Genomic DNA, 25,948 nt, shown 5'->3' with positions numbered 1-25,948 from the left:
GTTCGACCCTATGACAGTGCTGTCGGTGTATAGACCACAGTTTGAGGAACGAGAGCTGCGTGTCAGATTCATGCAGTACAGTTAACTTATTTTTTATCGATATAAGCATTCCGTATTATGACAGAACAATATAATGCTGGAGCCATTGAGGTTCTTAATGGCTTAGAACCAGTACGTCGCCGACCAGGGATGTATACGGATACCACGCGTCCTAATCACTTGGGACAAGAAGTCATCGATAACAGCGTCGATGAAGCGTTGGCAGGGTATGCAACCAAGGTACAAGTTATTCTTCATGCTGATCAATCGCTAGAAGTGATTGATGATGGACGAGGGATGCCTGTGGATATTCACCCAGAAGAAAAGGTCTCTGGGGTAGAGTTAATTCTTTGTAAGCTACATGCTGGCGGTAAATTCTCAAATAAGAACTATCAATTTTCAGGCGGTTTGCATGGGGTTGGTATTTCGGTTGTGAATGCTCTCTCCGATCGCGTAGAAGTAAAAGTGCGTCGTGATGGCCAAATTTATGGCATTGCATTTGAGCAAGGTAACAAAGTTGAAGACTTAACCGTGATTGGTACGTGTGGCCGAAAAGCAAAGGGCACCAGTGTTCATTTTTGGCCGCAAGCGAGTTACTTTGACTCTGCCAACTTCTCGGTTAGCAAACTCGTTAACAATTTACGAGCCAAAGCCGTACTTTGTCCGGGGCTAGAGATTACTTTTTCGGACAAAGTGAATGGTAAAGAGTACCAATGGTATTATGAAGATGGCTTAAAAGATTACCTGTCTGAAGGCGTGAAAGGCTTTGCGTTATTGCCAGAAGAACCGTTCACTGGCCAGTTTAAATCCGAGACAGAAGTGGCTGATTGGGCGCTAATTTGGCTACCTGAAGGTGGCGATCTGATCACAGAAAGTTACGTGAACTTGATTCCGACTCCGCAAGGAGGCACGCACGTCAACGGCTTGCGTCAAGGGCTGCTTGATGCCATGCGTGAGTTCTGTGAGTACCGTAACCTATTACCTCGTGGCGTCAAACTGACTGGGGATGATATTTTTGAACGATGTGCTTTCGTGCTTTCGGTCAAAATGCAAGATCCTCAATTTGCGGGTCAAACCAAAGAACGCCTGTCATCACGTCAAGCGTCTGGATTTGTCGCAAGTGGTGTCAAAGATGCCTTCAGTTTGTGGTTAAATGGCCGTCCTCAGTTAGCTGAATTACTGGCTGAAGTGTGTATTGCCAATGCACATCGACGAATGCGTGCCAGTAAAAAAGTGGTCCGTAAAAAAATCTCATCCGGTCCAGCACTACCGGGCAAGTTGACGGATTGTTCTCAGCAAGATTTAAGTCGTACTGAACTCTTTCTTGTCGAAGGGGACTCCGCGGGCGGCAGTGCCAAACAAGCGCGCGATCGTGAATTTCAGGCGATCATGCCGCTGCGAGGTAAAATTCTTAACACGTGGGAAGTGGCTTCAGATCAAGTCCTCGCCTCTCAGGAAGTTCATGATATCTCGGTGGCATTGGGGATTGACCCCGATTCAGAATCGTTAGAAGGATTACGCTACGGTAAGGTGTGTATTCTTGCCGATGCGGACTCGGATGGTTTGCATATCGCAACACTCTTGTGTGCCTTGTTTACTCGCCACTTCCGCGGATTAGTGACCGGAGGCCATGTCTATGTTGCCATGCCGCCACTCTTTCGTATCGACTGTGGTAAAGAAGTTCACTACGCCTTGGATGAGCAAGAAAAAGCGAGCATTTTAGAACGCTTGAGTAAGAAAAAAGCCAAAATCAATGTTCAGCGCTTTAAAGGGTTGGGTGAAATGAACCCACTGCAGCTACGAGAAACCACCATGGATCCTAACACGCGTCGCCTCGTGCAATTAACGATGGACGATCGTCAAGAAACGGAAGAAATGATGGATATGTTATTAGGTAAAAAACGCGCTGATGATCGCCGCCAATGGTTGCAAAACAATGGTGATTTGGCAGAAGTTGAGGTGTAGTTAATGTCAACGGAAATCAATTACGATGGCGTAGAGCAGTTACCATTACGACGGTTTACTGAAGACGCGTATCTGAACTATTCAATGTACGTGATTATGGATCGTGCATTACCTTATATCGGCGACGGTTTGAAACCCGTGCAACGCCGGATTATTTATGCCATGTCGGAGTTGGGATTATCCGCCGCGGCAAAATACAAGAAATCGGCACGTACGGTCGGTGATGTATTAGGTAAATACCATCCGCACGGTGACTCAGCATGTTATGAAGCCATGGTGCTTATGGCTCAGCCTTTCTCTTATCGTTATCCTTTAATCGATGGGCAGGGCAACTGGGGTGCGCCAGATGACCCGAAATCTTTTGCCGCAATGCGTTATACCGAAGCAAAATTATCGAAATTTGCTGAAGTTCTTCTCAGTGAGTTGGGTCAAGGCACCGTAGATTGGCAGCCAAACTTTGATGGCACCATGAAAGAGCCTAAAATCCTGCCGGTTCGTCTGCCTCACATCTTGCTCAATGGCGTCACGGGCATTGCCGTGGGTATGGCAACGGATATTCCACCTCACAATGTGCGTGAAATTGCCCACGCCGCGATTCATTTGTTGGATAACCCTAAGTCCGAACTGGCCGATTTAATGGAGTTCGTTAAAGGGCCTGATTATCCAACAGAAGCGGAAATTATCTCGCCGCCAGCGGATTTAAAAAAGATTTACACCACCGGGCGCGGCAGCGTCAAAATGCGTGCGTTGTGGCATAAAGAAGATCATGAGATTGTGATCACCGCATTACCGCACCAAGTCTCCGGTTCCAAGCTTTTAGAGCAGATCGCTAATCAAATGCGAGCGAAGAAGCTACCAATGATTGAAGACTTGCGAGATGAATCGGATCATGAGAACCCCACACGGTTTGTCTTGGTCCCTAAATCCAATCGCGTTGATTGTGATGTGGTCATGAATCACTTATTTGCTTCAACCGATCTTGAGCGTAACTACCGCGTCAACTTGAACATGATTGGTCTTGATGGTCGTCCGCAAGTGAAAGGGTTGGTGACGATTCTTGCTGAATGGCTTGAATTCCGCCGCCACACAGTAAGAGCCCGTTTACAGCATCGTTTAGACAAAGTCTTAGCTCGCCTCCATATTTTGGAAGGCTTATTGATTGCTTATCTCAATATCGATGAAATTATTGAGATTATTCGTACTGAAGATGAACCTAAACCTGTTCTGATGTCTCGCTTTGGTATTTCAGAGATCCAGGCGGATGCGATACTGGATACGAAATTACGTCACTTGGCGAAATTAGAAGAAGTCAAAATTCGTGGTGAACAAGCGGAATTAGAGAAAGAACGTGACAAGTTGGAGCAGTTACTCGGCTCAGAACGTCGTTTGAATACGTTACTGAAGAAAGAGCTCAAAGCGGATGCTGAGAAATACGGCGATGACCGCCGTTCACCGTTAGTTGAGCGAGCCGAAGCTCGAGCGTTAACCGAGCGAGAACTCTTGCCTAGTGAAGCCATTACGGTGATCTTGTCTGAAAAAGGTTGGGTTCGCCAAGGTAAAGGGCATGAAATAGATTGCCAAAAACTGAATTACAAAGCGGGTGATCAATATTTGGCGCATGCGCGTGGCAAGAGTAACCAGCCAGCGGTGTTCCTTGCCAGCGATGGGCGAAGCTATTCTTTGGAATCGCACACTCTTCCTTCTGCACGCAGTCAGGGAGAGCCGATTACTGGCCGTTTAAATATTGCAGATGGCACCTCGATTCGCCAAGTGATTATGGGGGAAGAGGAGCAGCTGTGGTTGGTTGGCTCAGATGCAGGCTATGGGTTTGTATGTAAAGGGTCTGATTTATTATCGAAGAATCGCAGTGGTAAAGCACTGGTCAATTTACCAGAGAAGGCTGAAATATTAACACCGAAACCGATCGAACACGTGGAGCAAGATGAAATTCTGGCGATAACTGATCAAGGCCGAATGCTGATTTTCCCAATTCGTGACTTGCCGCAGTTGAGCAAAGGCAAAGGCAATAAGATTATTAATATTCCTGGTGCCAAAGCCAAAGCGCGTGAAGAAGTCGTCTCTCATTTATTGGTATTACCGATGGGCGCCTCGTTAACCTTATATGCAGGTAAACGTAAATTAGGACTCAAGCCTTCGGATATGGATAATTATCGTGGAGAACGTGGCCGACGTGGTGGCTTACTGCCCCGAGGCTTACAGCGTGTGTCTGATATTGAAGTGCATCTTGAGGATGCTGAATAGCGAGCAGTCCCCAGCGCAATAAAAAACGGAGCCTCATTAGGCTCCGTTTTTTATAGAGTGGCAGATGTCGGTGCTTAGTGTTCGCTGTCCGACCAACCTTCCGCATCTGAGAGATCGGGGGCGCCAGGGATGTGTTTTTCTTCATTTGCCCATTCACCAAAATCGATCATTTGGCATTTCTTGCTGCAAAAAGGACGATATGGGCTTTGCTCTCCCCATTCAACGGGGTTGCCACATTGAGGGCATTTCACGATAGTTGGTTTGTTGGACATAGTGGCTTCCTAAATGGTGTCTAGTTACATACTGCGATTTGAAAGGCAATATCTTGAGTGCTGGCTTGGCCGGTGTCAAAGTTGAGAAACTTGATTGCAAAGCGGTTTTTATGCCCAGAGATCATAGGATAGACGCCATCGTCCATCTCGAAAGTGAGTCGAATAATATGGGCGTCGGTTGCTTCGCCCTGATAAAAACCATTTTTAGCCATTTGCTGCTGGTAGCTTCCCGTTTCCCGTGTGAGACGCAGCCATAAATGCAGCGCATCAGAAAGGGGTTGGAACGCGCTTATCCAATGTTTGGTGTCTTTTTGCTTCGCTTCTGCGGGTAAGTGTAACCAATAATGCAGGGCTGGTAAGTCGAAGCAACAAGCCCCTCCTGGCAAATTAAAGCGTTGTCGAATGGCACTTAAAAACCGGTCGTTTTTCAATGAGAGGCCAAAGCGTTCAGCATTCATCAGGCTACGATGAATGCCATCGATGTCTTGCAGAAGAGCGCGCAACGTCGCTTGGTCGACGCCATCGACATTTAACCAACTGCGATACATTTGCCGTTGTTTTTCGATGTCTTTGGCTAATTCACTCTTCAGTTGAATTTGTTCAAAAATCTCTAAAAGATCAAACAGAGCTCGGAAAAAAAGCTGGTATTGAATACCAGAAGGATGCTGTGCGGCGTCAAGCAATTGGGCAAGCAAAGCTTCAACGCGCAGATAGATCCGCGTTTTTTCGTTGAGTGGATGTTCGAACTTATGTGTTGTCATTTAATGACCCTTTCCTATTCTACTCTGACGTTGTTATCACTGATTGCTCAAAGCAAGGTAGGCTTGATGCAATTGTGTCACTTGAGGCAAGAGTGGATTGCCCGGTAAATGATTCTGAATGACATCATCGGCATGAGATAAACGTTCTTCTCGCGTCGCTTGAGAAGCGAGTATTGCCTGCGCTTGTTCTGCCGTAATGCCATCTCTTTGCATGGTTCGTTCTATTTGCACCGCTTCAGGCACATCAATCACCAAAATACGTTGCACTAATGATTGTAATTGATTTTCAATCAGCAAAGGGACCACTAACAACGCATAAGGCGATGTGACTTCCCTGAGTCGCTCTTGCATGCGCTGGCGTATCATTGGATGCAGTAATTGGTTGAGCCATTGTTTTTCATGTTCGTTGGAAAAAATACAATCTCGCAACCGGGCGCGATTGAGAGAACCGTCGCCATGTAATATCTGTGAACCAAAATGTTCTGTAATCTGTGTTAAACCGTCACTGCCAAGTGCAACCACCTCGCGTGCAACGACATCGGCATCGACAATATCAATCGCAAACTGTTCGTGAAATAGGTTGGCAACCGTGGTTTTTCCACTGGCTATGCCACCCGTGACACCAATAACTAACGCCATATTACCCGCCTAAAAATGTGTGTAGGTACCAAGCAATGATCGTATCTCCCCACATCAGACTAATCCAGCCCGCTATTGCCAAGTAAGGTCCAAAAGGAAATGCGGCATCGATGCCTTTTTTTTGTAAGCGTAATTGTACCAGCCCAAAAACGACTCCGACGATAGAAGAAAGTAAAATAATCGTCGGGAGTTGCTGCCAACCAAGCCAAGCACCGAGGGCGGCCAGTAATTTGAAATCACCATAGCCCATGCCGTCTTTACCTGTGAGCAGTTTAAAGCTCCAATACAAGCTCCACAATATTAAATACCCAGCCATCGCTCCGATCACCGAATCCGCTAAACTGATGGGTGAGTAACCGAGCAATGCTAGGCTAATCCCTGCCCATAATAAAGGGAGTGTAAGCTGATCGGGTAAGAGCAATGTATCAAAATCAATAAAAGTCGCCGCAATGAGCACAAAGGTGAAAAAGAGAGCGGCGATGCCATAAGGCGTCATGCCTAAGTGATAAGCCACCGCTGCACTCATGATGGCACTCAGTGCTTCAATTAAGGGGTAGCGACAAGAAATGGGGGCTTGGCAATAATGGCAGCGTCCCTTAAGTACGAGCCAACTGACCAATGGAATATTATCAATAATTCGTAATGGTTGGTGACAATGACGGCATTGTGAGCGGGGCATACTGAGGCTGATGGTCTCTGTCGGAGGGGTAATCCCGTATTCAGGGAAACTATCGGCGCAGTCTTGTCGAAATTCTTGCTTCATAATTTTGGGCGTACGGTAAATCACAACATTGAGAAAACTGCCAATGATTAAACCAAATAGCGTGGCAAAAAAGAGATAAAGCCAAGGATAGTAAAGAAAAATAGTCACAATTAAGGCGCGCCCAGTGAGAGAAACCATGGATAATGAGAGTCAGTTTAACTCAATATGCCAGCGAGATTAAATATTGGTAAGTACATGGCAATAATTAATCCACCAATGAGTGTTCCGATCATCAAAATCAGAACCGGCTCGAGCATTTTTTCAAGTCCCTCGATATTGCGTTGCACGGCCTGTTGATAATTGCGCGAAATTTTATGCAGCATCTCATCGAGTTGCCCACTTTCCTCTCCAATTGTGATCAGCTGGATAAAGGTGTACGAGAAAATAGCGCGGTTGGTTAACGAACGATAAATAGGATGACCACTGGCTGTCCGTTCGATGATGGGGGCAAATTGTTGTGAGAGATAAGCATTGCCCGTGCTTTTGGCTCCGAGGTGAAGCGCTTTGAGAATCGGTAACCCAGCGGCCAGACAGGTCGCCGTGGTTTGACAAAAACGCGCCAAAGCCGCCCTTTTGATGGTGTTGCCAATGAACGGACAGCGGAGTAAGCAATAACTGGCCACATAGTGTAAGCGTGAAGAACGTTTCATCATAGAGTAGCCGCCGCCGACTACACTCATCGTTAATACGATTAACGCCTCTCCCCATTGCTTTAGCCAAGCGGAGCTGGCAATCACCGCTTGTGTCATGGCGGGGAGCTGCGCATCAAAACTGGCAAACAATTGTTCAAACTCAGGAATGACCATCACTAACATGAGATAAGTGACGATAAGGGCGACACAGAGGACGAGGAGCGGATACAGGGCCGCTTTGATAATTTGCCGTTTCAGCGCATCACTGCGTTCGCGGTACTGACTTAACGTGGTAAAGACTTCCGCCATTTTCCCATGGTATTCGGCCGATTCAATCAGGTTGATGTAGAGAGCATCAAAATGAGTTCGATACGCTCTTAATGTGTGTGACAGCGTTTCACCGGAGGCCAAAGATTCGCTTAACGCATAAAGTAACGAGCGCATGGCAGGCTTTTTTTGATGGGATTGAAGTAATTCCAGCGCTTGGGAGAGCGATAAACCACTCTCCAATAATGTTGCCATTTGGCGCGTCCAGAGAGAAATATCATGGCGCTGAATGGTGTGTCTGCGATACCAGTGGCGAGACATCGACTGTCGCTGAACAGTGAGTAAGCGAATGTGTCGTTGTTGCAAGTAGGCGCGAACTTCTTGAGGTTCTAAGGCGGTATAGCGACCTGTATGCGAGACGCCATGCTCATCAATGCCTGTCCAGATAAAGTGAGAAAGAGAACGCTGAGATAAGCTCATGCGCTTGTACCTTGGCGAGAGCGGATCACCCGCTGGCATTCTTGGAGTGAGGTGTCTCCTTGCACAATATGGCGGGTGGCGGATTGCAGCAAGGAGATCATGCCAGTCTCGGCCGCGATACTCGCCAAATCACGAGCACTTTTTTGTTGGTGTATTGCGGCACACAGTGCGTCATTGCTCGGCAATAACTCAAAAATTGCGAGGCGACCTTTGTAACCATGATGACACCTTGGGCAGCCATGTTCATTCGCCCGATATAGCGTTGGTTGCTCGGTTAGCCCAAGTTGGGCGCATTCTTGTGGCGTTGGGTGGTAGGGTTGTCGGCATTCAGGGCAAAGACGGCGTACAAGTCGCTGGGCGACAATTAATTGCAATGAGGCACTGACTAGATAACTGGCGACGCCCATTTGTTGTAAGCGCTGTATGGCTTCTGTGGTTGAATTGGTATGCAGCGTGGCGAGAACCAAATGGCCCGTTTGCGCGGCATTGATGGCAATGTTCGCGGTTTCCTCATCGCGTATTTCACCGATAAGAATGACATCGGGATCTTGCCGCAGTAGGGCACGCAGCACCGTCGAAAAAGTGAGTTGAACTTTGGGGTTAACGGCGACTTGATTGATGTCTGGTAGACTGATTTCAATGGGGTCTTCCACACTGGAAATGTTCAGAGAAGGATGATTGATGTGCATGAGCGCCGAGTAGAGTGTTTGGGTTTTACCACTTCCGGTTGGACCCGTTACGAGAATAAACCCTTGTGGTTGATGCAAGGCGTGATGGAAGGCTTCAAATTGTCTTGTCAGCAATCCTAAATCGGCAAAATCAATTGGGCGCTGTGCTGGCAGTAAGCGCAGGACGATGGTTTCTCCCCATTGAGTTGGTAATATGGAGACGCGGATATCGACGCTTTCTGTCGGGTGGTTTGGATAATGGATACGGCCATCTTGTGGTAACCGGCGCTGAGCGATATCGAGCTGAGCCATGATTTTTAAACGGGCAGCAAAACGGCGATGTAACGTTACCGGAAGACGTTGGTATTCGACTAACAGTCCATCACAGCGAAAGCGGATTCGGTAGGTGTCTTGATACGGTTCGAAATGAATGTCCGACGCTTTTTGATCAATGGCGGCGCAGACAATGTCATCAATGACGTGACTGACTGGCGATTGATTACTGACAAGTTCTTCTTGTTCTAATTGTTCATTTTCTGCAACGAGTGACGACAATGCGTGTTCGGTTTGTGTCACTGTGTTTGGTTCGGGCACTTGACCATAGAGCTGTGTAATCGCTGCTTGGAGGTGATCGTGACGCGATAACACCAATTGCACATTGAGTCCGGTTGAGAACTGAAATTCATTTTGTAAATGATGATCGGTCGGATCGGCGACCGCTAGAGTCAGTTCATGATCCACTTTTGCCACCGGAATGGCCTGATAATGCATAATCGGTTCTTTAAGGTGCAGCTCATGGCACAGTGTGGGATAGTCATAATCTTCAATGTTGGCAATGGGCAAATGCAGAAGTGTACTGATATGAGACAATAAGGCGTCATAGGAACAAATGGCTAGTGTCTGTAATGCGTCATGCGGGGAGAGCTGTTTTTGCTCACAGAGTTCGGCAGCGGCTTGCGCTTGTTCATCGGAAATTACATCGGCATGGCGCAGCAAGGTGAGTAAGGCATGCATTATCGGCACCCCGCTGGGATATATTCGGTCAGTTGTGTATTCGTTAAGGTCATTTCACATTGCCAGCCCAGTTGATGATCGCGAGACAATGTGGCAACTGCGCCATTCGGTTGATGGAAATGAAAAGTCAGATCGCCTTGCTCAATCTTAAGGGTCCCTAATGGTGACTTATCTGGGGAAACCCCGAGTTGAGCCAGATCGGTGCTCTCATCAAGAGAACCGTGCTCTTGCAGGTAGAGTTCGGCGGGGGTGACAAGACTATTGAGAAATGCGACCCCAGCAGTGAGTTGGCTTTTGAGTACATAATTATGATACGCCGGAATGGCGATGGCCGATAAAGTCGCGATGATCGATACTACGATCATGAGTTCTATTAAGCTAAATCCCTGTGTGTAGCGACGTGCATAAGTCATAGTCTGTCCTTCGATAAGCGAGTGGGTTTAAAGAGAACCGTAAAAATTATGATGACAGGACGCGAGTGGCGATAAGTGAGCTTGCGAGAAGGGAAATAACAATCGAGGTATGGCTTGTAAATCGCCGAGTGTTTTTCTGAGGTGAGTCGAAAAGTAGCAAAAGGCAGTCTCACAACCGTGTGCGACTGCCTGTGTCGGTGAGGATTTAGATCACGCGCATTGATAAATCCAAAGCACGAACATGTTTGGTCAGCGCACCGACCGAGATGTAGTCGATCCCCGTGGCGGCATAGTCACGCAGCGTTTCTAGTGTAATGTTGCCAGAGTTCTCTAACGCCGCTCTACCTGCGTTGATGGCCACCGCTTCGCGAATCATGTCGAGAGTGAAATTATCCAGCATCACGATATCAGAGCCGGCATCAATGGCTTGTCGTAATTCCTCTAAGCTTTCGGTTTCCACTTCCACAGGTTTTCCGGGGTTGAGCTTTTTCGCCGTTTCAATGGCCGCTTCAATACCGCCACAGGCCATAATGTGATTTTCTTTGATGAGATACGCATCGAACACGCCAATACGGTGGTTAAAACCGCCGCCACATGCCACTGCATATTTGAGGGCATTACGTAGCCCGGGAATGGTTTTACGCGTGTCGAGCAAACGGCAATCAGTGCCTTTGAGCTGCTCTACATAGCGTGCAGTTTCTGTCGCACATCCGGATAACGTTTGAATAAAGTTCATGGCATTCCGTTCGCCCGTTAGTAAAATACGCGCGGGACCTTGTAACGTGCACAATGCTTGATCCGGTTGAACGGTATCACCATCGTTGACATGCCATTCAATGTGGACGTCGCCACCGAGTTGGGTAAAGACTTCATCGGCCCACATTTGGCCACAAAAGATGCCATGCTCACGAGTGATAATGGTGGCTTTACTGAATTTATCACTTGGAATTAAACTGGCAGTGATATCCAAGCTGGGATCAACACTGCCGCCTAAATCTTCTTTGAGGGCTTCTGTGACGGCTCGGGTGACATCGTGCTTGAGTTGACTCTTGAGGTAGTCTAAACGCTGTTGAGTAGTATGCGTGTCTTTCATCGTATTGGTCTAATTAAATGGCAAAAGTTCGGCCAATAATACGATCCTCACCAAAGGATTTCAGCCACTATTCTCGCTTTTATGGATGAGATAGATAAAATGACCGTCACAACAGATGTTAGGAACTGAACATGATCGATAACGATGGTTGGTTAAGTTGCGCCAAGCTGGTACCTTCTCCGTTTTACGACGAGCGCCCTAGTGATTCGGCGATCTCTTTGCTGGTGGTCCATAATATCAGTTTACCACCGGGAAAATTTGGCGGTCCTTATATTGAACAGTTCTTTACTGGGCATTTAAATGCCAGTGAGCATGAGTTTTTTGCGGTCATTCAAGCGATGAAAGTCTCGGCTCATTGTCTGATTCGTCGTGATGGGGAAGTGGTGCAGTTTGTTCCTTTTACCGCGCGAGCTTGGCACGCCGGGCAATCGTCTTTTGCAGGGCAGGCGCGTTGCAATGATTATTCTATTGGTATTGAATTAGAAGGCACGGATTTTGTAGCTTACACCGAGGCTCAGTATCAATCCTTAACCGAGTTGACACAGCAGCTGATGAAACATTATCCCGCGATCACTGTGCCAAGAATTACAGGTCATCAATACATAGCGCCACAGCGCAAAACGGACCCCGGCTTAAGTTTCGATTGGCAACGATTTCGACGGGGTCTTTCATCGGTTTAGCGTACGCTAAAGTGTGTCATGATATTCGACTAAGATTTGCTCCACCCAGCTGGCAATGCGTTCATCGCTGAGTTCATACTGTGAGTCTTCATCTAAAGCGAGCCCCACAAATTGTGTGCCGTCTTCGGTGAGGGCTTTGGATGCATCAAAATCATACCCATCGATGGACCAATAACCTAAAATCTGTGCCCCGAGTTTTTTGACCTCATCGTGCAATAAGCCCATGGCATCAAGAAACCATTCGCCATAACCTTCTTGGTCGCCCAAGCCAAATAACGCCACGGCTTTACCTTGGAGCGAGAGGGTATCAATGTGTTCCCAAATCTCAAGCCAGTCTTCTTGAATCTCCCCAAAGTCCCACGTAGAGATCCCTAAAATAAGAAAATCATAATCATTCATCAATGTGAGAGAGGTGTCTTTGACATTGTGGATATCGACGATGTCGTCACCGATCATTGCGCGAATTTTCTCTGCCGCCATTTCGGTGTAGCAAGTCGTTGAACCATAAAATAGACCGATTTTCATAATTACCTAGTACCGATTGTGATTTGAGAGAGAATTTTAACCATAAATCGTCATGAGTTGCATCGGTTATCGTAAAAATGATACGAAAGTAAATAAGATATTTAGCAAAACCTGAAAAACGTGGCACACTTTCACAAGTTGGTGTGTTTCTCCCTATGCGGCTTGGGCACACTAAAAATTTGTGATATTACAGAGTGAGTAAGAACCTTTGTGTGAGGAGAGGATGTGACTGAGGTTATTTCGCCCGATCAAGGATTGGTTGAGCAATTTTTAGATGCAATGTGGATGGAAAGAGGATTATCCGAAAACACATTATCATCTTATCGAACTGATCTTAACAAGCTTCTTAATTGGATGAAAAGTCACAATTATCGCCTCGACTTCATTAGTGTTAGTGGCTTACAAGAGTTTCAATCTTGGCTGGTGGATTGTGAGTACAAACAAACTTCACGGGCGCGAATGATATCGGCGATTCGTCGATTGTTTCAATATTTGCACCGGGAAAAAGTGCGTGGTGATGACCCGAGCGCCTTGCTTGTTAGTCCAAAACTGCCAAAACGGTTGCCTAAAGATTTATCAGAGCAACAGATTGACGCTTTATTAGAGGCGCCTGATCCCAATGATCCCCTAGAGTTGCGTGATAAAGCCATGTTAGAGCTGCTGTACGCGACGGGCCTACGTGTGACCGAGTTGGTGTCGTTAACGATGGAAAACATCAGTTTACGACAAGGCGTGGTCAGAGTGGTGGGTAAGGGGGGCAAGGAGCGTCTTGTCCCGATGGGAGAAAGTGCCATCGACTGGATCGAAACATTCTTGCAGCAAGGTCGCATTCACTTATTAGGGGAGCACTCTTCTGATGTGGTTTTCCCCAGTCGAAGAGCGAAGCAGATGACGCGTCAAACATTCTGGCATCGGATAAAGTATTATGCGATTAAAGCTGAGATTGATGTGGAGCTGTTATCTCCTCATGTGTTGCGTCATGCTTTTGCCACTCATCTGCTGAACTATGGGGCGGATCTTAGGGTCGTACAAATGTTACTGGGTCATAGTGATTTATCCACAACGCAAATCTATACGCATGTCGCGACCGAGCGGCTAAAACAACTCCATCATGAGCACCATCCAAGGGCTTGATATTATATTTGAGGTGATTTGAATGATTTTACTCCGTCGACTGTTTATTGTAGCGCTCCCCATCTTGGCACTCTTTGCTGTGCCTGCCAGCATGGCCGCCAGCCCATCAAATGGTGTGATGAAACACGCCAATGTTGATAAGCAAGCACTGCAAGCACGCTTAGGTCAATTAGGGATTAAAGTTTTGGATATTCAGCCTGCTGACATCGATGGTTTAGTGGAAGTGCATACTAATGGTGGCGTGTTGTATGCGACTCCCAATGCGGATAAATTCATTGCAGGCACGCTTTATGGCCTCGATAATTCAGGTAACTACGTGGATCTGCTCGCGAAACGTCAAGCGCCTTTGAATGCGAAGAAAATTGCGGCGGAACGTGACAACATGATCGAGTATAAAGCGGATCATGAAAAGTATGTGGTCACGGTGTTTACCGATATTACTTGTGGTTACTGTGCTAAACTGCATAGCCAGATGAAGCAATATAATGATGAAGGCATTACGGTTCGCTACCTAGCGTTTCCTCGCCAAGGACCTCATGGTGAAGTGGCAACGCAAATGGCCTCCATTTGGTGTGCTAAAGATCCAGTCGCCGCCATGGATGAAGCTAAGCAATCGCATCGTTTACCAGAAGCTGGTGATAACATCGCACAATGCAAGCAAGAAGTGGCGCATCAGTTTCAGCTAGGACAATCACTCGGAGTAAACGGGACGCCCGCTATTTTCTTGCCTAATGGCGAAATGATCGGAGGCTACTTACCTCCTAAGCAGTTGTTATCTCGTTTGCAACAATCGTAAGACACAATAATGGATTGGGGTTTCCTCAGGGGAACCCACTAAACCTATGATAGAAATACGCAGAAGACCTGATCCCGACCTTTCACAATTACCCGATTCGATTCCCGAATTGTTACGCCGTTTATACATTAACCGCGGTGTTACGCAGCCAGAGCAGTTAGATACCAGCACGAAAAGCCTTCATTCTTATCAACACTTATTAGGGATTGAACACGCGGTTGGTTTGTTATTTGACGCCATACGTACGCATAAACGCATTATCATTGTTGGTGATTTTGATGCCGATGGTGCGACCAGCTCAGCGCTCTCTGTGCTTGCTTTGCGTATGTTGGGTTGTCACAACGTCGATTATTTAGTCCCCAATCGTTTTGAAGATGGTTATGGACTGAGCCCTGAAGTGGTCGAGCAAGCAAAAGACATGGGCGCGGAAGTGATCATGACGGTGGATAACGGTGTGTCTTCGATAAGTGGGGTTGAGCGTGCGAAACAATACGGGATGACCGTAATTGTAACCGACCACCATTTACCAGGAGAAGCATTGCCCAATGCGGATGCCATCGTCAATCCTAACTTGCAAACCTGCCACTTTCCCTCCAAAGCGCTGGCCGGTGTTGGTGTCGCGTTTTATTTGATGATGGCGCTGTGTGTGCACATGCGTAAACATCAGTGGTTCACCGAGCAAGGCATGACAGAGCCTAAATTGATGGAGTTGATCGATTTAGTGGCATTAGGAACGGTGGCGGATGTCGTGCCATTAGACGAAAACAACCGAATCTTGGTTCATCAAGGCCTACAACGTATTCGTGCGGGCAAGGCTCGGCCAGGTATTCAAGCACTGATCGAAGTCTCCAAACGCGACTCGCGCCGCTTGGTGGCTGCGGACTTTGGATTTGCCTTAGGTCCTCGCATCAATGCGGCCGGTCGTTTGGATGACATGTCGTTTGGGGTTGAGTTGCTGATGAGTAACAATATTCACGCTGCGCGTCGCATGGCATCGGAGCTGGATGGGCTCAACCATACTCGGCGTGATATTGAAGCCGGCATGAAACAAGAAGCGATGGCGTTCTGTGAGCGTCTGCAGCTCGGAGGCGAACAATCGTTACCTTATGGATTGGTTCTGTTCCAGCGCGATTGGCACCAAGGCGTCATTGGTATTCTGGCCTCTCGAGTAAAGGATCAGTTTCATCGCCCTGTGATCGCATTTGCCGATGGCGGAGAGGGGACGCTGAAAGGGTCGTGTCGTTCTGTACCGGGCTTACATATGCGTGATGCACTCGACCGTTTGGACAAGCAAGCACCAGGTATGATTCTCAAGTTTGGCGGGCATGCGATGGCGGCAGGCTTGACGATTGTCGAATCTGAGTATGACCGTTTTTCTCGCTTGTTCGATGAGATTGTGCGTCAAGAACTCGATGAAAGCCAGCTCAAAGGCATCATTCTCAGTGATGGGGAGTTATTGCCTGAGCAATTATCTATGACGGTTGCACAAATGCTACGCTCTGGCGGGCCATGGGGACAAACCTTCCCTGAGCCAATTTTTGATGGTGAGTTTAAGGTATTACATCAGAAACTGGTGGGTGAAAAACATTTGAAGTTAATGCTTGAGCCTTTATATAAAGGTCACCCGACCCAATTAATGATGGATGGAATCGCATTTAATGTCGATTTACGCCGTTGGCCAGATGCGTCGGTGAAGACTGTGCATATTGCCTATCGGCTGGACATCAATGAGTTCCGCGGCAATCAGTCCTTACAGTTGATGATTGAGCATATCGAACCACGATGATCGTTTCGTCGCCGTCGACCGAGAAAGAGCAACCATTAAGTTGCTCTTTTTTATTGGTTTTTCAAAACAGCAAGGTTGTCACTTTTTGTTTACAATTCTGTGCAAAAATCGCTAAGAATGACGTGCTAATGGCGGCCTTATGAAATTGGTATGACCAATTTGTTAAGCGTTTTTGACTTGTTAGGTTAACAAGGTGTTGTGACCTGTTCCGTTCTATGATTCTGGTCAACTTTTGGCTGGACATAACCGTTTAATTTATGTTAATTTCCCCGCAATTAATTTAATTGGTATTACCAATTACCTGCACAAATAAAAGAGCGTAGAACAATAAATTATGGCTTATCAAAGGATTCGTCAGCCAAAACTTTCTGATGTCATTGAACAAGAGTTAGAAAGGCTGATTGTCGAAGGTACGCTTGCTCCCGGACACCAGTTGCCTCCTGAGCGTGAGCTGGCCCGACAATTCGATGTATCTCGACCATCCGTAAGAGAAGCTATTCAACGTTTAGAGGCGAAACGCCTTTTGATCCGCCGTCAGGGTGGGGGAACGTTTGTGAGCGAAAATTTGTGGCACAATTTTTCCGACCCTCTGATCAATTTATTGTCCAGTCACCCGGAGACTCAGCTCGATTTGTTGGAAGCACGGCATGCTTTAGAAGGCATCGCCGCTTATTTTGCAGCGTTACGGGGTACCGAAGAAGATTTTGCTGTGGTTAAAGCTTGTCTTGCTAAAATTGGTGAGATTAAAGACGACCGAGATGTGGATTTAGAAACGCCTGTGGTTATGGAGTTTTTAGTTGCCATCGCTGAAGCGGCGCATAATGTCGTTTTATTGCATATTATTCGCAGTTTGTCGCCTCTATTAGAGCAAAATATCGCACAAAACTTTAAGCTATTACGCCGACGCCCTGAGGCGTTGGAGAATGTAAGTAAACACCGAGCTAATATTGTTGATGCGATCGTTTCTGGGCAGCCTGAAAAAGCTCATGAAATGTCTCATTCGCACTTAGCTTATATTGAAGAAACATTGTTGGATTTGGGTCGGGAAGAGTCTCGTCGAGAGCGTTCTCTACGTCGAATTCAGCAGGGTAATGAGTCGCAATAGCGACCATTGCGATTCTATTAATCCAACCAACAGAAGGATAGATCGCCATGTCTGATATGAAGCATGACGTAGATGCACTGGAAACTCAGGAGTGGTTAGAATCTCTTGAGTCAGTTGTACGTGAAGAAGGCGTAGAGCGTGCTCAGTTCTTACTAGAAGAAGTACTAGGACAAGCTCGCCGTGACGGTGTTGACATGCCAACAGGCACAACAACGAACTACATTAACACCATCCCGGTAGACCAAGAGCCGGCATATCCTGGTGATAAGACTCTAGAAGGTCGTATTCGCTCAATCATTCGCTGGAATGCGATCATGATCGTACTGCGTGCTTCTAAAAAAGACTTGGAATTGGGCGGTCACATGGCGTCTTTCCAATCTTCAGCGGCGTTCTATGAGACGTGTTTTAACCATTTCTTCCGTGCTCCAAATGAGAAAGATGGTGGCGATCTCGTTTACTACCAAGGTCACATCTCTCCTGGTATCTACTCACGTGCCTTTGTTGAAGGTCGTTTGACTGAAGAACAACTGGATCACTTCCGTCAAGAAGTGGACGGTAAAGGTATTCCTTCATACCCACACCCTAAATTGATGCCTGAATTCTGGCAATTCCCAACGGTTTCTATGGGTCTTGCTCCAATGGGATCAATCTACCAAGCGCGTTTCTTGAAGTACCTAGATGGCCGTGGCCTGAAAGATACCTCTGAACAGCGTGTATACGCGTTCCTTGGTGACGGTGAGATGGATGAGCCAGAATCACGTGGTGCGATTTCATTCGCGGCTCGTGAAAAACTGGACAACCTATGTTTTGTGGTTAACTGTAACCTACAGCGTCTAGACGGCCCTGTTATGGGTAACGGTAAAATCGTTCAAGAACTGGAAGGTCTATTCCGCGGTGCGGGTTGGAACGTAGTGAAAGTTCTATGGGGTAACAACTGGGATTCACTCCTAGCGAAAGACACCTCAGGTAAACTGCTTCAATTGATGAACGAAACCATTGATGGCGACTACCAAACCTTCAAATCTAAAGACGGTGCTTACGTACGTGAACACTTCTTTGGTAAATATCCAGAAACAGCGGCGCTGGTTGCTGATTGGACTGACGAAGAAATCTTCGCGTTGAAACGTGGTGGTCATGAAACATCTAAGATGTACGCGGCCTTCAAAAACGCACAAGATACCAAAGGCAAACCAACGGTTATCCTTGCTCAAACTGTAAAAGGTTACGGTATGGGTGATGCAGCTGAAGGTAAAAACATCGCGCACCAAGTTAAGAAAATGGACATGAGCCATGTTCTACAAATGCGTGATCGCCTAGGCCTACAAGATCTTGTTTCTGATGAAGAAGTGAAATCACTTCCTTACTTGAAACTGGAAGAAGGCTCTGCAGAGTACGAATACCTACACGCACGTCGTAATGCGCTACACGGTTATACGCCTCAGCGTCGTACTCACTTTGACGAAAAACTTCAAGTGCCTGAATTAGAAGAATTCAAACCACTTCTTGAAGAACAAAAACGTGATATTTCATCAACCATGGCATTCGTGCGTACGTTGAACACGTTATTGAAAAACAAGAGCATTGGTGAGCGTGTTGTGCCGATCATTGCAGATGAAGCGCGTACGTTTGGTATGGAAGGTCTATTCCGTCAAATCGGTATTTATAACCCGAATGGCCAAGAATACACACCAGAAGACCGTGGCGTTGTGTCTTACTACAAAGAAGCGACATCAGGCCAGGTTCTACAAGAAGGTATCAACGAGTTAGGTGCGATGTCTTCATGGGTTGCTGCGTCAACGTCATACAGCACCAACAACTTGCCAATGATTCCGTTCTACATCTACTACTCTATGTTCGGTTTCCAACGTGTTGGTGATATGGCATGGATGGCAGGTGACCAACAAGCACGTGGTTTCCTAGTAGGTGGTACAGCTGGTCGTACAACATTGAATGGTGAAGGTCTACAGCACGAAGATGGTCACAGCCATATTCAAGCGAATACGATCCCTAACTGTATCTCTTACGATCCAACATTTGCTTACGAAGTTGCGGTAATCGTTCAAGATGGTATTCGTCGTATGTACGGTGAAGATCAAGAAAACGTGTTCTACTACCTAACACTAATGAACGAAAACTACCCAATGCCAGCAATGCCTGAAGGTGCTGAAGAAGGGATTCGTAAAGGTATCTACAAACTAGAAACCTACACGGGCGCTAAAGGTAAGATTCAGCTAATGAGCTCAGGTACTATCATGAATGAAGTCCGTAAAGCTGCTCAGATCCTAAGCGATGATTACGGCGTGGCGTCTGACATTTACTCAGTGACGTCATTCAACGAAATCACTCGTGAAGGTCAAGCGGTTGAGCGTCATAACATGCTTCACCCAGAAGCTGAAGAGCGAGTACCATACATTGCGCAAGTTATGGGTACAGAACCAGCAATTGCTGCGACTGACTACATGAAAAACTACGCAGAGCAAGTTCGTGCTTTCATTCCTGCTGAGTCTTATAAAGTGCTTGGTACTGACGGCTTCGGTCGTTCAGATAGCCGTGAAAACCTACGTCGTCACTTCGAAGTGAATGCTGAATACGTTGTTGTTGCAGCACTAAGTGAACTTGCAAAACGCGGTGACGTTGAAAAATCTGTGGTTGCACAAGCCATTAAGAAATTCAACATCGACGTAGAAAAAACGAATCCACTATACGCTTAATCAAAGGTAAAGAAGCAATGGCAATCGAAATTTACGTACCAGATATTGGTGGGGATGAAGTAGACGTTACTGAAATCCTAGTTAACGTGGGTGACAAAGTTGAAGAAGAACAGTCACTGATTTCAGTTGAAGGCGACAAAGCTTCAATGGAAGTTCCAGCACCTCAAGCGGGTGTGGTTAAAGAAATTAAAGTATCAGAAGGCGATAAAGTGTCTACTGGTAGCTTCATCATGGTTTTTGAAGAAGAAGCAAGTGCAGCGGCTCCTGAAGCCCCTGCGGCTGAATCAGCCCCGGCTGCTGCGCCAGCTGCATCTTCTGCAACGCAAGAAGTTAACGTGCCAGATATCGGTGATGACGAAGTCGATGTGACTGAAATCATGGTTAAAGTTGGCGATACAGTAGAAGAAGAGCAATCGCTTATCTCTGTAGAAGGCGACAAAGCGTCGATGGAAGTGCCAGCACCTTTCGCAGGTACTGTGAAAGAAATCAAAGTCTCTGAAGGCGATAAAGTGAAAACTGGTTCGTTTATCATGGTCTTTGAAGTGGCGGGTAGTGCAGAATCTGCACCTGCTCCAGCGGCAGAAGCTGCGCCAGCCGCACCGGCTGCTGCTTCAGCAAAAGACGTGAATATTCCTGATATCGGTGACGACGAAGTTGAAGTTACTGACGTTATGGTGAAAGTTGGTGACACGGTAGAAGAAGAGCAATCGCTTATCACCGTGGAAGGCGACAAAGCGTCGATGGAAGTGCCAGCACCTTTTGCAGGTACCGTGAAAGAAATCAAAGTTTCTGAAGGCGATAAAGTGAAAACTGGTTCGTTTATCATGGTCTTTGAAGTGGCTGGCGCAGCGCCAGCAACTGCTCCGGCTCAGTCTGCAGCACCAGCACCAGCTCCAGCACCGAAAGCAGAAGCGCCTAAAGCGGCAACACCGGCTCCAGCCTCGGGTGAGTTTGAAGAAAATAATGAGTACACACATGCAACACCTGTTGTACGTCGCCTTGCTCGCGAATTTGGTGTGAACTTAGCGAAAGTGAAAGGAACGGGTCGTAAGAACCGCATCCAAAAAGAAGACGTACAAAACTACGTTAAGAACGCACTTAAGCGTCTTGAATCTGGTGCTGCGGCATCAGGCAAAGGTGACGGTGCGGCTCTTGGTCTTCTTCCTTGGCCAAAAGTGGACTTTAGCAAATTCGGTGAAACGGAAGTTAAAGCCCTTTCTCGCATTAAGAAAATCTCTGGTGCTAACCTGCACCGTAACTGGGTGATGATCCCACACGTTACACAATGGGATAATGCAGATATCACTGAGCTAGAGAAGTTCCGTAAAGAACAGAATGCGATTGAAGCGAAGAAAGAGTCAGGCATGAAGATCACACCACTTGTGTTCATCATGAAGGCAGTCGCGAAAGCGTTAGAAGCATTCCCTTCATTCAACTCATCACTTTCTGAAGATGGTGAAAGCCTAATTCTTAAGAAGTACGTGAACGTTGGTATTGCCGTGGATACACCAAACGGTCTTGTGGTTCCTGTCTTTAAAGATGTGAACAACAAAGGCATTCACGAGTTGTCTGACGAACTGAAAGCAATGTCTAAGAAAGCGCGTGACGGTAAGTTGACGGCGTCTGATATGCAAGGTGGCTGTTTCACTATTTCTAGCCTTGGCGGCATTGGTGGTACAGCGTTTACCCCAATCGTTAACGCGCCAGAAGTAGGTATCCTAGGTGTATCTAAATCTGAAATGAAGCCAGTATGGAATGGTAAAGATTTCGTTCCTCGCCTGCAGCTTCCTCTGTCACTGTCATACGATCACCGCGTGATCGATGGTGCAGAAGGCGCACGCTTTATCACTTACTTGAATGGTTGTCTAAGCGATATTCGTCGTCTAGTTCTTTAATAGTAAGTTTAAGATAAACAAGGCGGCGAATACGCCGCCTTGGTTTAATTTATCTTGTCAATTCAGTTCGGGGATAAAACCCTAAAATGATTTGTCGTCTAGCTCACAGGCTGCATGGATTTTCCTTTCAACGTGTTACCGTAGCGTTAAACTATTAACACTTGCATAGGCTTCGCTTTACATACTATGGATAGCGCCCCTTCACAGCCTGTTAGGGATATTGACTACAAGAGGTCGAAATGAGCAAAGAAATAAAAGCCCAAGTTGTTGTACTTGGTGCCGGTCCTGCTGGATACTCCGCCGCCTTCCGTTGCGCAGACTTAGGTCTAGATACGGTTCTCATCGAACGTTATAACACCCTAGGTGGTGTTTGTCTTAACGTTGGTTGTATTCCTTCAAAAGCATTGCTTCACGTTGCAAAAGTGATCGAAGAAGCAAAAGCGCTTTCTGAGCACGGTATCGTGTTCGGTGAACCATCGACGGATATTAATAAAATTCGTCTATGGAAAGAAAAGGTGATTAACCAACTAACTGGCGGTCTTGGCGGTATGGCTAAGATGCGTAAAGTTAACGTTGTCAACGGTCTTGGTCAGTTTACTGGTCCGAATTCAATCGAAGTTGAAGGTGAAGACGGTAAAACCGTAGTGAACTTTGACAATGCGATTATTGCGGCGGGTTCTCGCCCAATCAAACTGCCTTTCATTCCACATGAAGACCCACGTATTTGGGATTCTACGGATGCTCTAGAACTGAAAGAAGTACCGGAAAAACTGCTTATCATGGGTGGTGGTATCATTGGTCTAGAAATGGGTACCGTTTATGATGCGCTAGGTTCACAAGTGGACGTTGTTGAAATGTTCGATCAAGTGATTCCTGCGGCCGATAAAGACGTCGTTAAAGTCTTCACGAAACGTATTTCTAAGAAATTCAACTTAATGCTAGAAACGAAAGTGACAGCGGTTGAAGCGAAAGAAGACGGTATTTACGTGTCTATGGAAGGCAAAAAAGCGCCTGCTGAAGCTGAGCGCTATGATGCGGTTCTTGTGGCTATCGGTCGTTCACCAAACGGTCAATTGCTTGCGGCTGATAAAGCGGGTATTGAAGTGGACGAGCGCGGCTTTATCAACGTTGATAAGCAAATGCGTACTAACGTTCCTCACATCTACGCGATTGGTGATATTGTTGGTCAACCTATGTTGGCTCACAAAGGTGTGCATGAAGGTCACGTTGCCGCAGAAGTGATTGCTGGTAAGAAACATTACTTCGATCCGAAAGTGATTCCATCCATTGCCTACACTGATCCAGAAGTGGCGTGGGTAGGTAAAACAGAGAAAGAAGCGAAAGCGGAAGGCATTAATTACGAAACTGCCGTTTTCCCATGGGCAGCTTCAGGCCGTGCGATTGCCTCAGACTGTTCTGATGGTATGACCAAGCTTATCTTTGATAAAGAGACACATCGTGTTATTGGTGGTGCCGTAGTCGGTGCCAACGGTGGTGAACTATTAGGTGAAATCGGTCTTGCGATCGAAATGGGTTGTGATGCTGAAGATATCGCATTGACTATCCATGCTCACCCAACACTGCATGAATCAGTAGGTCTTGCTGCTGAAGTGTTTGAAGGTTCAATTACTGACCTACCAAATGCCAAAGCGAAAAAGAAATAAACCTCTTAACGCTTGGTAATAAAAAAACCGCTGTTTACGAACAGCGGTTTTTTATTGTCTCTAGCCTACTCACGCTAACATCTCGGTTGAGTATCAAGCGTGTATTAGCTTGCTTTAGCGTAGATGCATAGCATATCGAGATAGTTATCAACTAATTGATGCACGCTATTTTCATTTGGAACTCGGTTGGTCTGTACAAACAGTGAGTAACAAAGTCCATGGAACAGTGTCGCCATGTCTTCAGCATCGTAGCGGTTATCTAACTCACCGCGTTCAATGCCTTTGGTGAACATGTTTTTCAGCAGAAGTTGATTGGTGTGGTTTGATGAAACAAACAGTGGCCATACTTCTTCACGCGTTGATGCGCTCCATTCAAACCAGACTTTCAGCCAGTGGCAGTCGTCATTAGCCAAGTCAACAATGCCATTGGCAATGTTTCTAAGGTTTTGGCGAGCATGGAGATCTAGATCGATGTTGTCGGTTAAGAAGTTCGAGTATTGACGAACAACGAAGGTGAGTACGTCGTCGACTAAGTCTTCTCGGGTTGGAAAGTAGTTAAAAACGGTCGCCACTGACACTTGGGCAATTTCGGCGATATCCGCATGACCACCACGTCCAATTCCTCGTTTTGCAAAAACTTCGAGCGCAATTTCCATTAATTGATGTTTGCGCTTTTGTGGAGATAAACGGGTACGCGGCCGCCTTTCAATAGAAGCATCCATATGATTAATCCTTTGCCTTGATTACTAACGTTGTTATTTTTTGAATATTAGAACTAGTGATTATTTTATTTTTAGTCCCAACAAGAGTGTACTGATGCATATTTGACAGGTCAATGAAATAAACATTATCGTCAGTTTTTTCATCGAAGTTTGTCTCATTTATCAGTCATTATCACCCTGTTTCTGGTGTTCAAAGAGGAAATAATTTCCTCATAAGAACGAGAATGATACTATAGAGCCCTCAATCTTTGGAGTTATTTTAGGCAACTTCCTTTCCCTATGGTGGTCAAAGGTAGCTTCTAGCCCAATCAAACGAGAACAGAATGAAACATAAAGTTGAAGTCATGATTTCTGAGCAAGAGGTTCAGAAGCGCGTTCAAGAGTTGGGGAAAGAAATTTCTCAGCATTATAAAGATAGCAACAATTTAGTCCTCGTGGGATTATTACGTGGATCATTTGTGTTTATGGCCGATTTGGCCCGAGCTATTGATATTAATCACCAAGTGGATTTCATGACGGCTTCTAGCTATGGCAATGGCATGGAAAGCTCTCGTGACGTACGTATCCTGAAAGATCTGGATGATGACATCCAAGGGAAAGACGTTTTGCTGGTTGAAGATATCATCGACACTGGCAATACCTTAACGCGAGTGAAAGAGTTCTTGATGTTAAGGGAACCGAATTCCATTGATATATGTACGCTACTGGATAAACCTTCCCGCCGAGAAGTTGACGTGGACGTCAGTTGGGTTGGTTTCTCTATCCCGGATGAATTTGTGGTGGGTGTCGGGATTGATTATGCACAGAGCTACCGTCATTTACCTTACATTGGTAAAGTAGTGCCGCTAGAGTAGTGGGGAATTCTGCAGCCATTAAATTATTAATGGCTGCAGTGAGTTATCGACACAACAGAGCGTGGTCTTTGTTGAGAATACTCAACATCGCCTGATGGTAGCTATCGTTGACGGTTTCCGGTGAGTTTGAGCGTACGCCTAAATATTCTAAGTGACCATCTTCAATGCCATAGACCACGCCATGTAGCTCAACATCTTGGCCTTGCTCCCAAGCACTTTGTAGTATGGTTGAGTTGCCCAAGTTATAGACTTGTTCCGCGACATTGATTTCCGCTAATTTATCCGATTGGTCCATGCCTGACATTTCATCTAAATAGGTGCGATGCTTAAAGTACAAATCGCGAATATGCAGTAGCCAATTATTGATAAGCCCTAATTTGGGGTTATCAATGGCAGCGGTGATGCCCCCACAGCCATAGTGTCCACAGATAATGATGTGCTTGACCTTCAATACGTCGACGGCGTATTGAACGACAGATAGACAATTGAGATCGGTATGTATCACTTGATTGGCGACGTTACGGTGCACAAAAAGCTCACCGGCAAAAAGGCCTGTTAAACGTTCGGCAGGCACGCGGCTATCGGAGCACCCAATCCATAGAAAATCGGGATTTTGTCCTTGTGCCAAGGTCGAAAAATATTCAGGTGTTTTCGCTTTTAGTGAGGCTGACCATTTAGAGTTGTTGTCGAATAATTGCTTTAATTCTGGCATGTTACTTCCCTCTTTAATGCGTCAACTATACACAATCTCTGCATCGCAATCTGTAATTATTCATCTTGTGTCACTAATTTAGCGAGATTTTACGCA

22 protein-coding genes are annotated in these 25,948 nt (G+C 46.3%); 11 read left to right on the top strand and 11 right to left on the bottom strand.

What is annotated here, in order from left to right; all coding sequences use genetic code 11:
• The first annotated feature begins 117 nt into the window (after positions 1-117).
• Positions 118-2,004, top strand: a complete 1,887-nt coding sequence (parE, locus tag EAE30_RS16255; protein ID WP_123016854.1) for a DNA topoisomerase IV subunit B — start codon at positions 118-120, stop codon at positions 2,002-2,004.
• 3 nt (positions 2,005-2,007) lie between these two features.
• On the top strand, positions 2,008-4,266 hold the full coding sequence (parC, locus tag EAE30_RS16250) for a DNA topoisomerase IV subunit A (RefSeq protein ID WP_123016853.1): 2,259 nt from the start codon (positions 2,008-2,010) through the stop codon (positions 4,264-4,266).
• Positions 4,267-4,340: 74 nt separating this feature from the next.
• Here parC and yacG read toward each other — a convergent pair whose 3' ends face one another.
• The 8 genes from yacG to nadC form a co-directional block, all read right to left on the bottom strand.
• Positions 4,341-4,538, bottom strand: a complete 198-nt coding sequence (yacG, locus tag EAE30_RS16245; protein WP_123016852.1) for a DNA gyrase inhibitor YacG — start codon at positions 4,536-4,538, stop codon at positions 4,341-4,343.
• A 20-nt stretch (positions 4,539-4,558) separates the two neighbouring features.
• Complete coding sequence (gene zapD / locus EAE30_RS16240) at positions 4,559-5,299, bottom strand: cell division protein ZapD (RefSeq protein WP_123016851.1); 741 nt, start codon at positions 5,297-5,299, stop codon at positions 4,559-4,561.
• 36 nt (positions 5,300-5,335) lie between these two features.
• Positions 5,336-5,938, bottom strand: a complete 603-nt coding sequence (coaE, locus tag EAE30_RS16235; protein ID WP_123016850.1) for a dephospho-CoA kinase — start codon at positions 5,936-5,938, stop codon at positions 5,336-5,338.
• Position 5,939: 1 nt separating this feature from the next.
• Complete coding sequence (locus tag EAE30_RS16230) at positions 5,940-6,809, bottom strand: prepilin peptidase (RefSeq protein ID WP_123017405.1); 870 nt, start codon at positions 6,807-6,809, stop codon at positions 5,940-5,942.
• 47 nt (positions 6,810-6,856) lie between these two features.
• A complete protein-coding gene (locus tag EAE30_RS16225) occupies positions 6,857-8,080 on the bottom strand; it encodes a type II secretion system F family protein (RefSeq protein WP_164711881.1) in 1,224 nt (407 codons plus the stop codon).
• A complete protein-coding gene (locus EAE30_RS16220; protein ID WP_123016848.1) occupies positions 8,077-9,762 on the bottom strand; it encodes a GspE/PulE family protein in 1,686 nt (561 codons plus the stop codon). The genes EAE30_RS16225 and EAE30_RS16220 overlap by 4 nt, the downstream gene beginning before the upstream one ends.
• The gene (locus tag EAE30_RS19160) at positions 9,762-10,175 is read right to left on the bottom strand and encodes a pilin (protein WP_123016847.1); all 414 of its coding nucleotides are present in this window, start codon (positions 10,173-10,175) and stop codon (positions 9,762-9,764) included. Before EAE30_RS19160 ends, EAE30_RS16220 begins: the two co-directional genes overlap by 1 nt.
• Before the next feature lie 205 nt (positions 10,176-10,380).
• The gene (gene nadC / locus EAE30_RS16210) at positions 10,381-11,268 is read right to left on the bottom strand and encodes a carboxylating nicotinate-nucleotide diphosphorylase (RefSeq protein ID WP_123016846.1); all 888 of its coding nucleotides are present in this window, start codon (positions 11,266-11,268) and stop codon (positions 10,381-10,383) included.
• Positions 11,269-11,399: 131 nt separating this feature from the next.
• Here nadC and ampD point away from each other — a divergent pair, with 131 nt between their 5' ends.
• Positions 11,400-11,948 (top strand): 1,6-anhydro-N-acetylmuramyl-L-alanine amidase AmpD, encoded by a 549-nt coding sequence (gene ampD / locus EAE30_RS16205; RefSeq protein WP_123016845.1) that lies wholly within the window; start codon positions 11,400-11,402, stop codon positions 11,946-11,948.
• A gap of 6 nt (positions 11,949-11,954) precedes the next feature.
• Here ampD and fldB read toward each other — a convergent pair whose 3' ends face one another.
• Positions 11,955-12,473: a flavodoxin FldB gene (gene fldB, locus EAE30_RS16200; protein ID WP_123016844.1), complete on the bottom strand. Its 519-nt coding sequence runs from the start codon at positions 12,471-12,473 to the stop codon at positions 11,955-11,957.
• A gap of 225 nt (positions 12,474-12,698) precedes the next feature.
• On the opposite strand from fldB, the gene xerD reads away from it, so the two are divergent.
• From xerD to lpdA, 7 genes are all read left to right on the top strand, one after another.
• On the top strand, positions 12,699-13,607 hold the full coding sequence (xerD, locus tag EAE30_RS16195; RefSeq protein WP_123016843.1) for a site-specific tyrosine recombinase XerD: 909 nt from the start codon (positions 12,699-12,701) through the stop codon (positions 13,605-13,607).
• Between the two features lie 22 nt (positions 13,608-13,629).
• Complete coding sequence (gene dsbC, locus EAE30_RS16190) at positions 13,630-14,403, top strand: bifunctional protein-disulfide isomerase/oxidoreductase DsbC (protein ID WP_123016842.1); 774 nt, start codon at positions 13,630-13,632, stop codon at positions 14,401-14,403.
• A gap of 46 nt (positions 14,404-14,449) precedes the next feature.
• Positions 14,450-16,189 (top strand): single-stranded-DNA-specific exonuclease RecJ, encoded by a 1,740-nt coding sequence (gene recJ / locus EAE30_RS16185; protein WP_123016841.1) that lies wholly within the window; start codon positions 14,450-14,452, stop codon positions 16,187-16,189.
• A gap of 334 nt (positions 16,190-16,523) precedes the next feature.
• On the top strand, positions 16,524-17,294 hold the full coding sequence (gene pdhR, locus EAE30_RS16180; RefSeq protein WP_123016840.1) for a pyruvate dehydrogenase complex transcriptional repressor PdhR: 771 nt from the start codon (positions 16,524-16,526) through the stop codon (positions 17,292-17,294).
• Positions 17,295-17,341: 47 nt separating this feature from the next.
• The gene (gene aceE / locus EAE30_RS16175; protein WP_123016839.1) at positions 17,342-20,005 is read left to right on the top strand and encodes a pyruvate dehydrogenase (acetyl-transferring), homodimeric type; all 2,664 of its coding nucleotides are present in this window, start codon (positions 17,342-17,344) and stop codon (positions 20,003-20,005) included.
• Between the two features lie 17 nt (positions 20,006-20,022).
• Positions 20,023-21,900: a pyruvate dehydrogenase complex dihydrolipoyllysine-residue acetyltransferase gene (gene aceF / locus EAE30_RS16170; protein ID WP_123016838.1), complete on the top strand. Its 1,878-nt coding sequence runs from the start codon at positions 20,023-20,025 to the stop codon at positions 21,898-21,900.
• A gap of 239 nt (positions 21,901-22,139) precedes the next feature.
• Positions 22,140-23,564 (top strand): dihydrolipoyl dehydrogenase, encoded by a 1,425-nt coding sequence (lpdA, locus tag EAE30_RS16165; protein WP_123016837.1) that lies wholly within the window; start codon positions 22,140-22,142, stop codon positions 23,562-23,564.
• A 104-nt stretch (positions 23,565-23,668) separates the two neighbouring features.
• Here lpdA and EAE30_RS16160 read toward each other — a convergent pair whose 3' ends face one another.
• Entirely contained in the window at positions 23,669-24,286 is a 618-nt protein-coding gene (locus EAE30_RS16160) for a LuxR/HapR/OpaR family quorum-sensing transcriptional regulator (RefSeq protein ID WP_123016836.1), read from the bottom strand.
• A 323-nt stretch (positions 24,287-24,609) separates the two neighbouring features.
• Here EAE30_RS16160 and hpt point away from each other — a divergent pair, with 323 nt between their 5' ends.
• The gene (hpt, locus tag EAE30_RS16155; RefSeq protein WP_123016835.1) at positions 24,610-25,140 is read left to right on the top strand and encodes a hypoxanthine phosphoribosyltransferase; all 531 of its coding nucleotides are present in this window, start codon (positions 24,610-24,612) and stop codon (positions 25,138-25,140) included.
• Between the two features lie 43 nt (positions 25,141-25,183).
• Here hpt and can read toward each other — a convergent pair whose 3' ends face one another.
• Positions 25,184-25,852, bottom strand: coding sequence for a carbonate dehydratase (can, locus tag EAE30_RS16150; RefSeq protein ID WP_123016834.1), 669 nt, complete (start codon positions 25,850-25,852; stop codon positions 25,184-25,186).
• Positions 25,853-25,948: the final 96 nt, after the last annotated feature.

This window comes from Vibrio zhugei (assembly GCF_003716875.1).
GTDB lineage: Bacteria > Pseudomonadota > Gammaproteobacteria > Enterobacterales > Vibrionaceae > Vibrio > Vibrio zhugei.
Note: the sequence above shows the minus strand (reverse complement) of the source record. Positions and strands in the feature narration are given on the sequence as shown.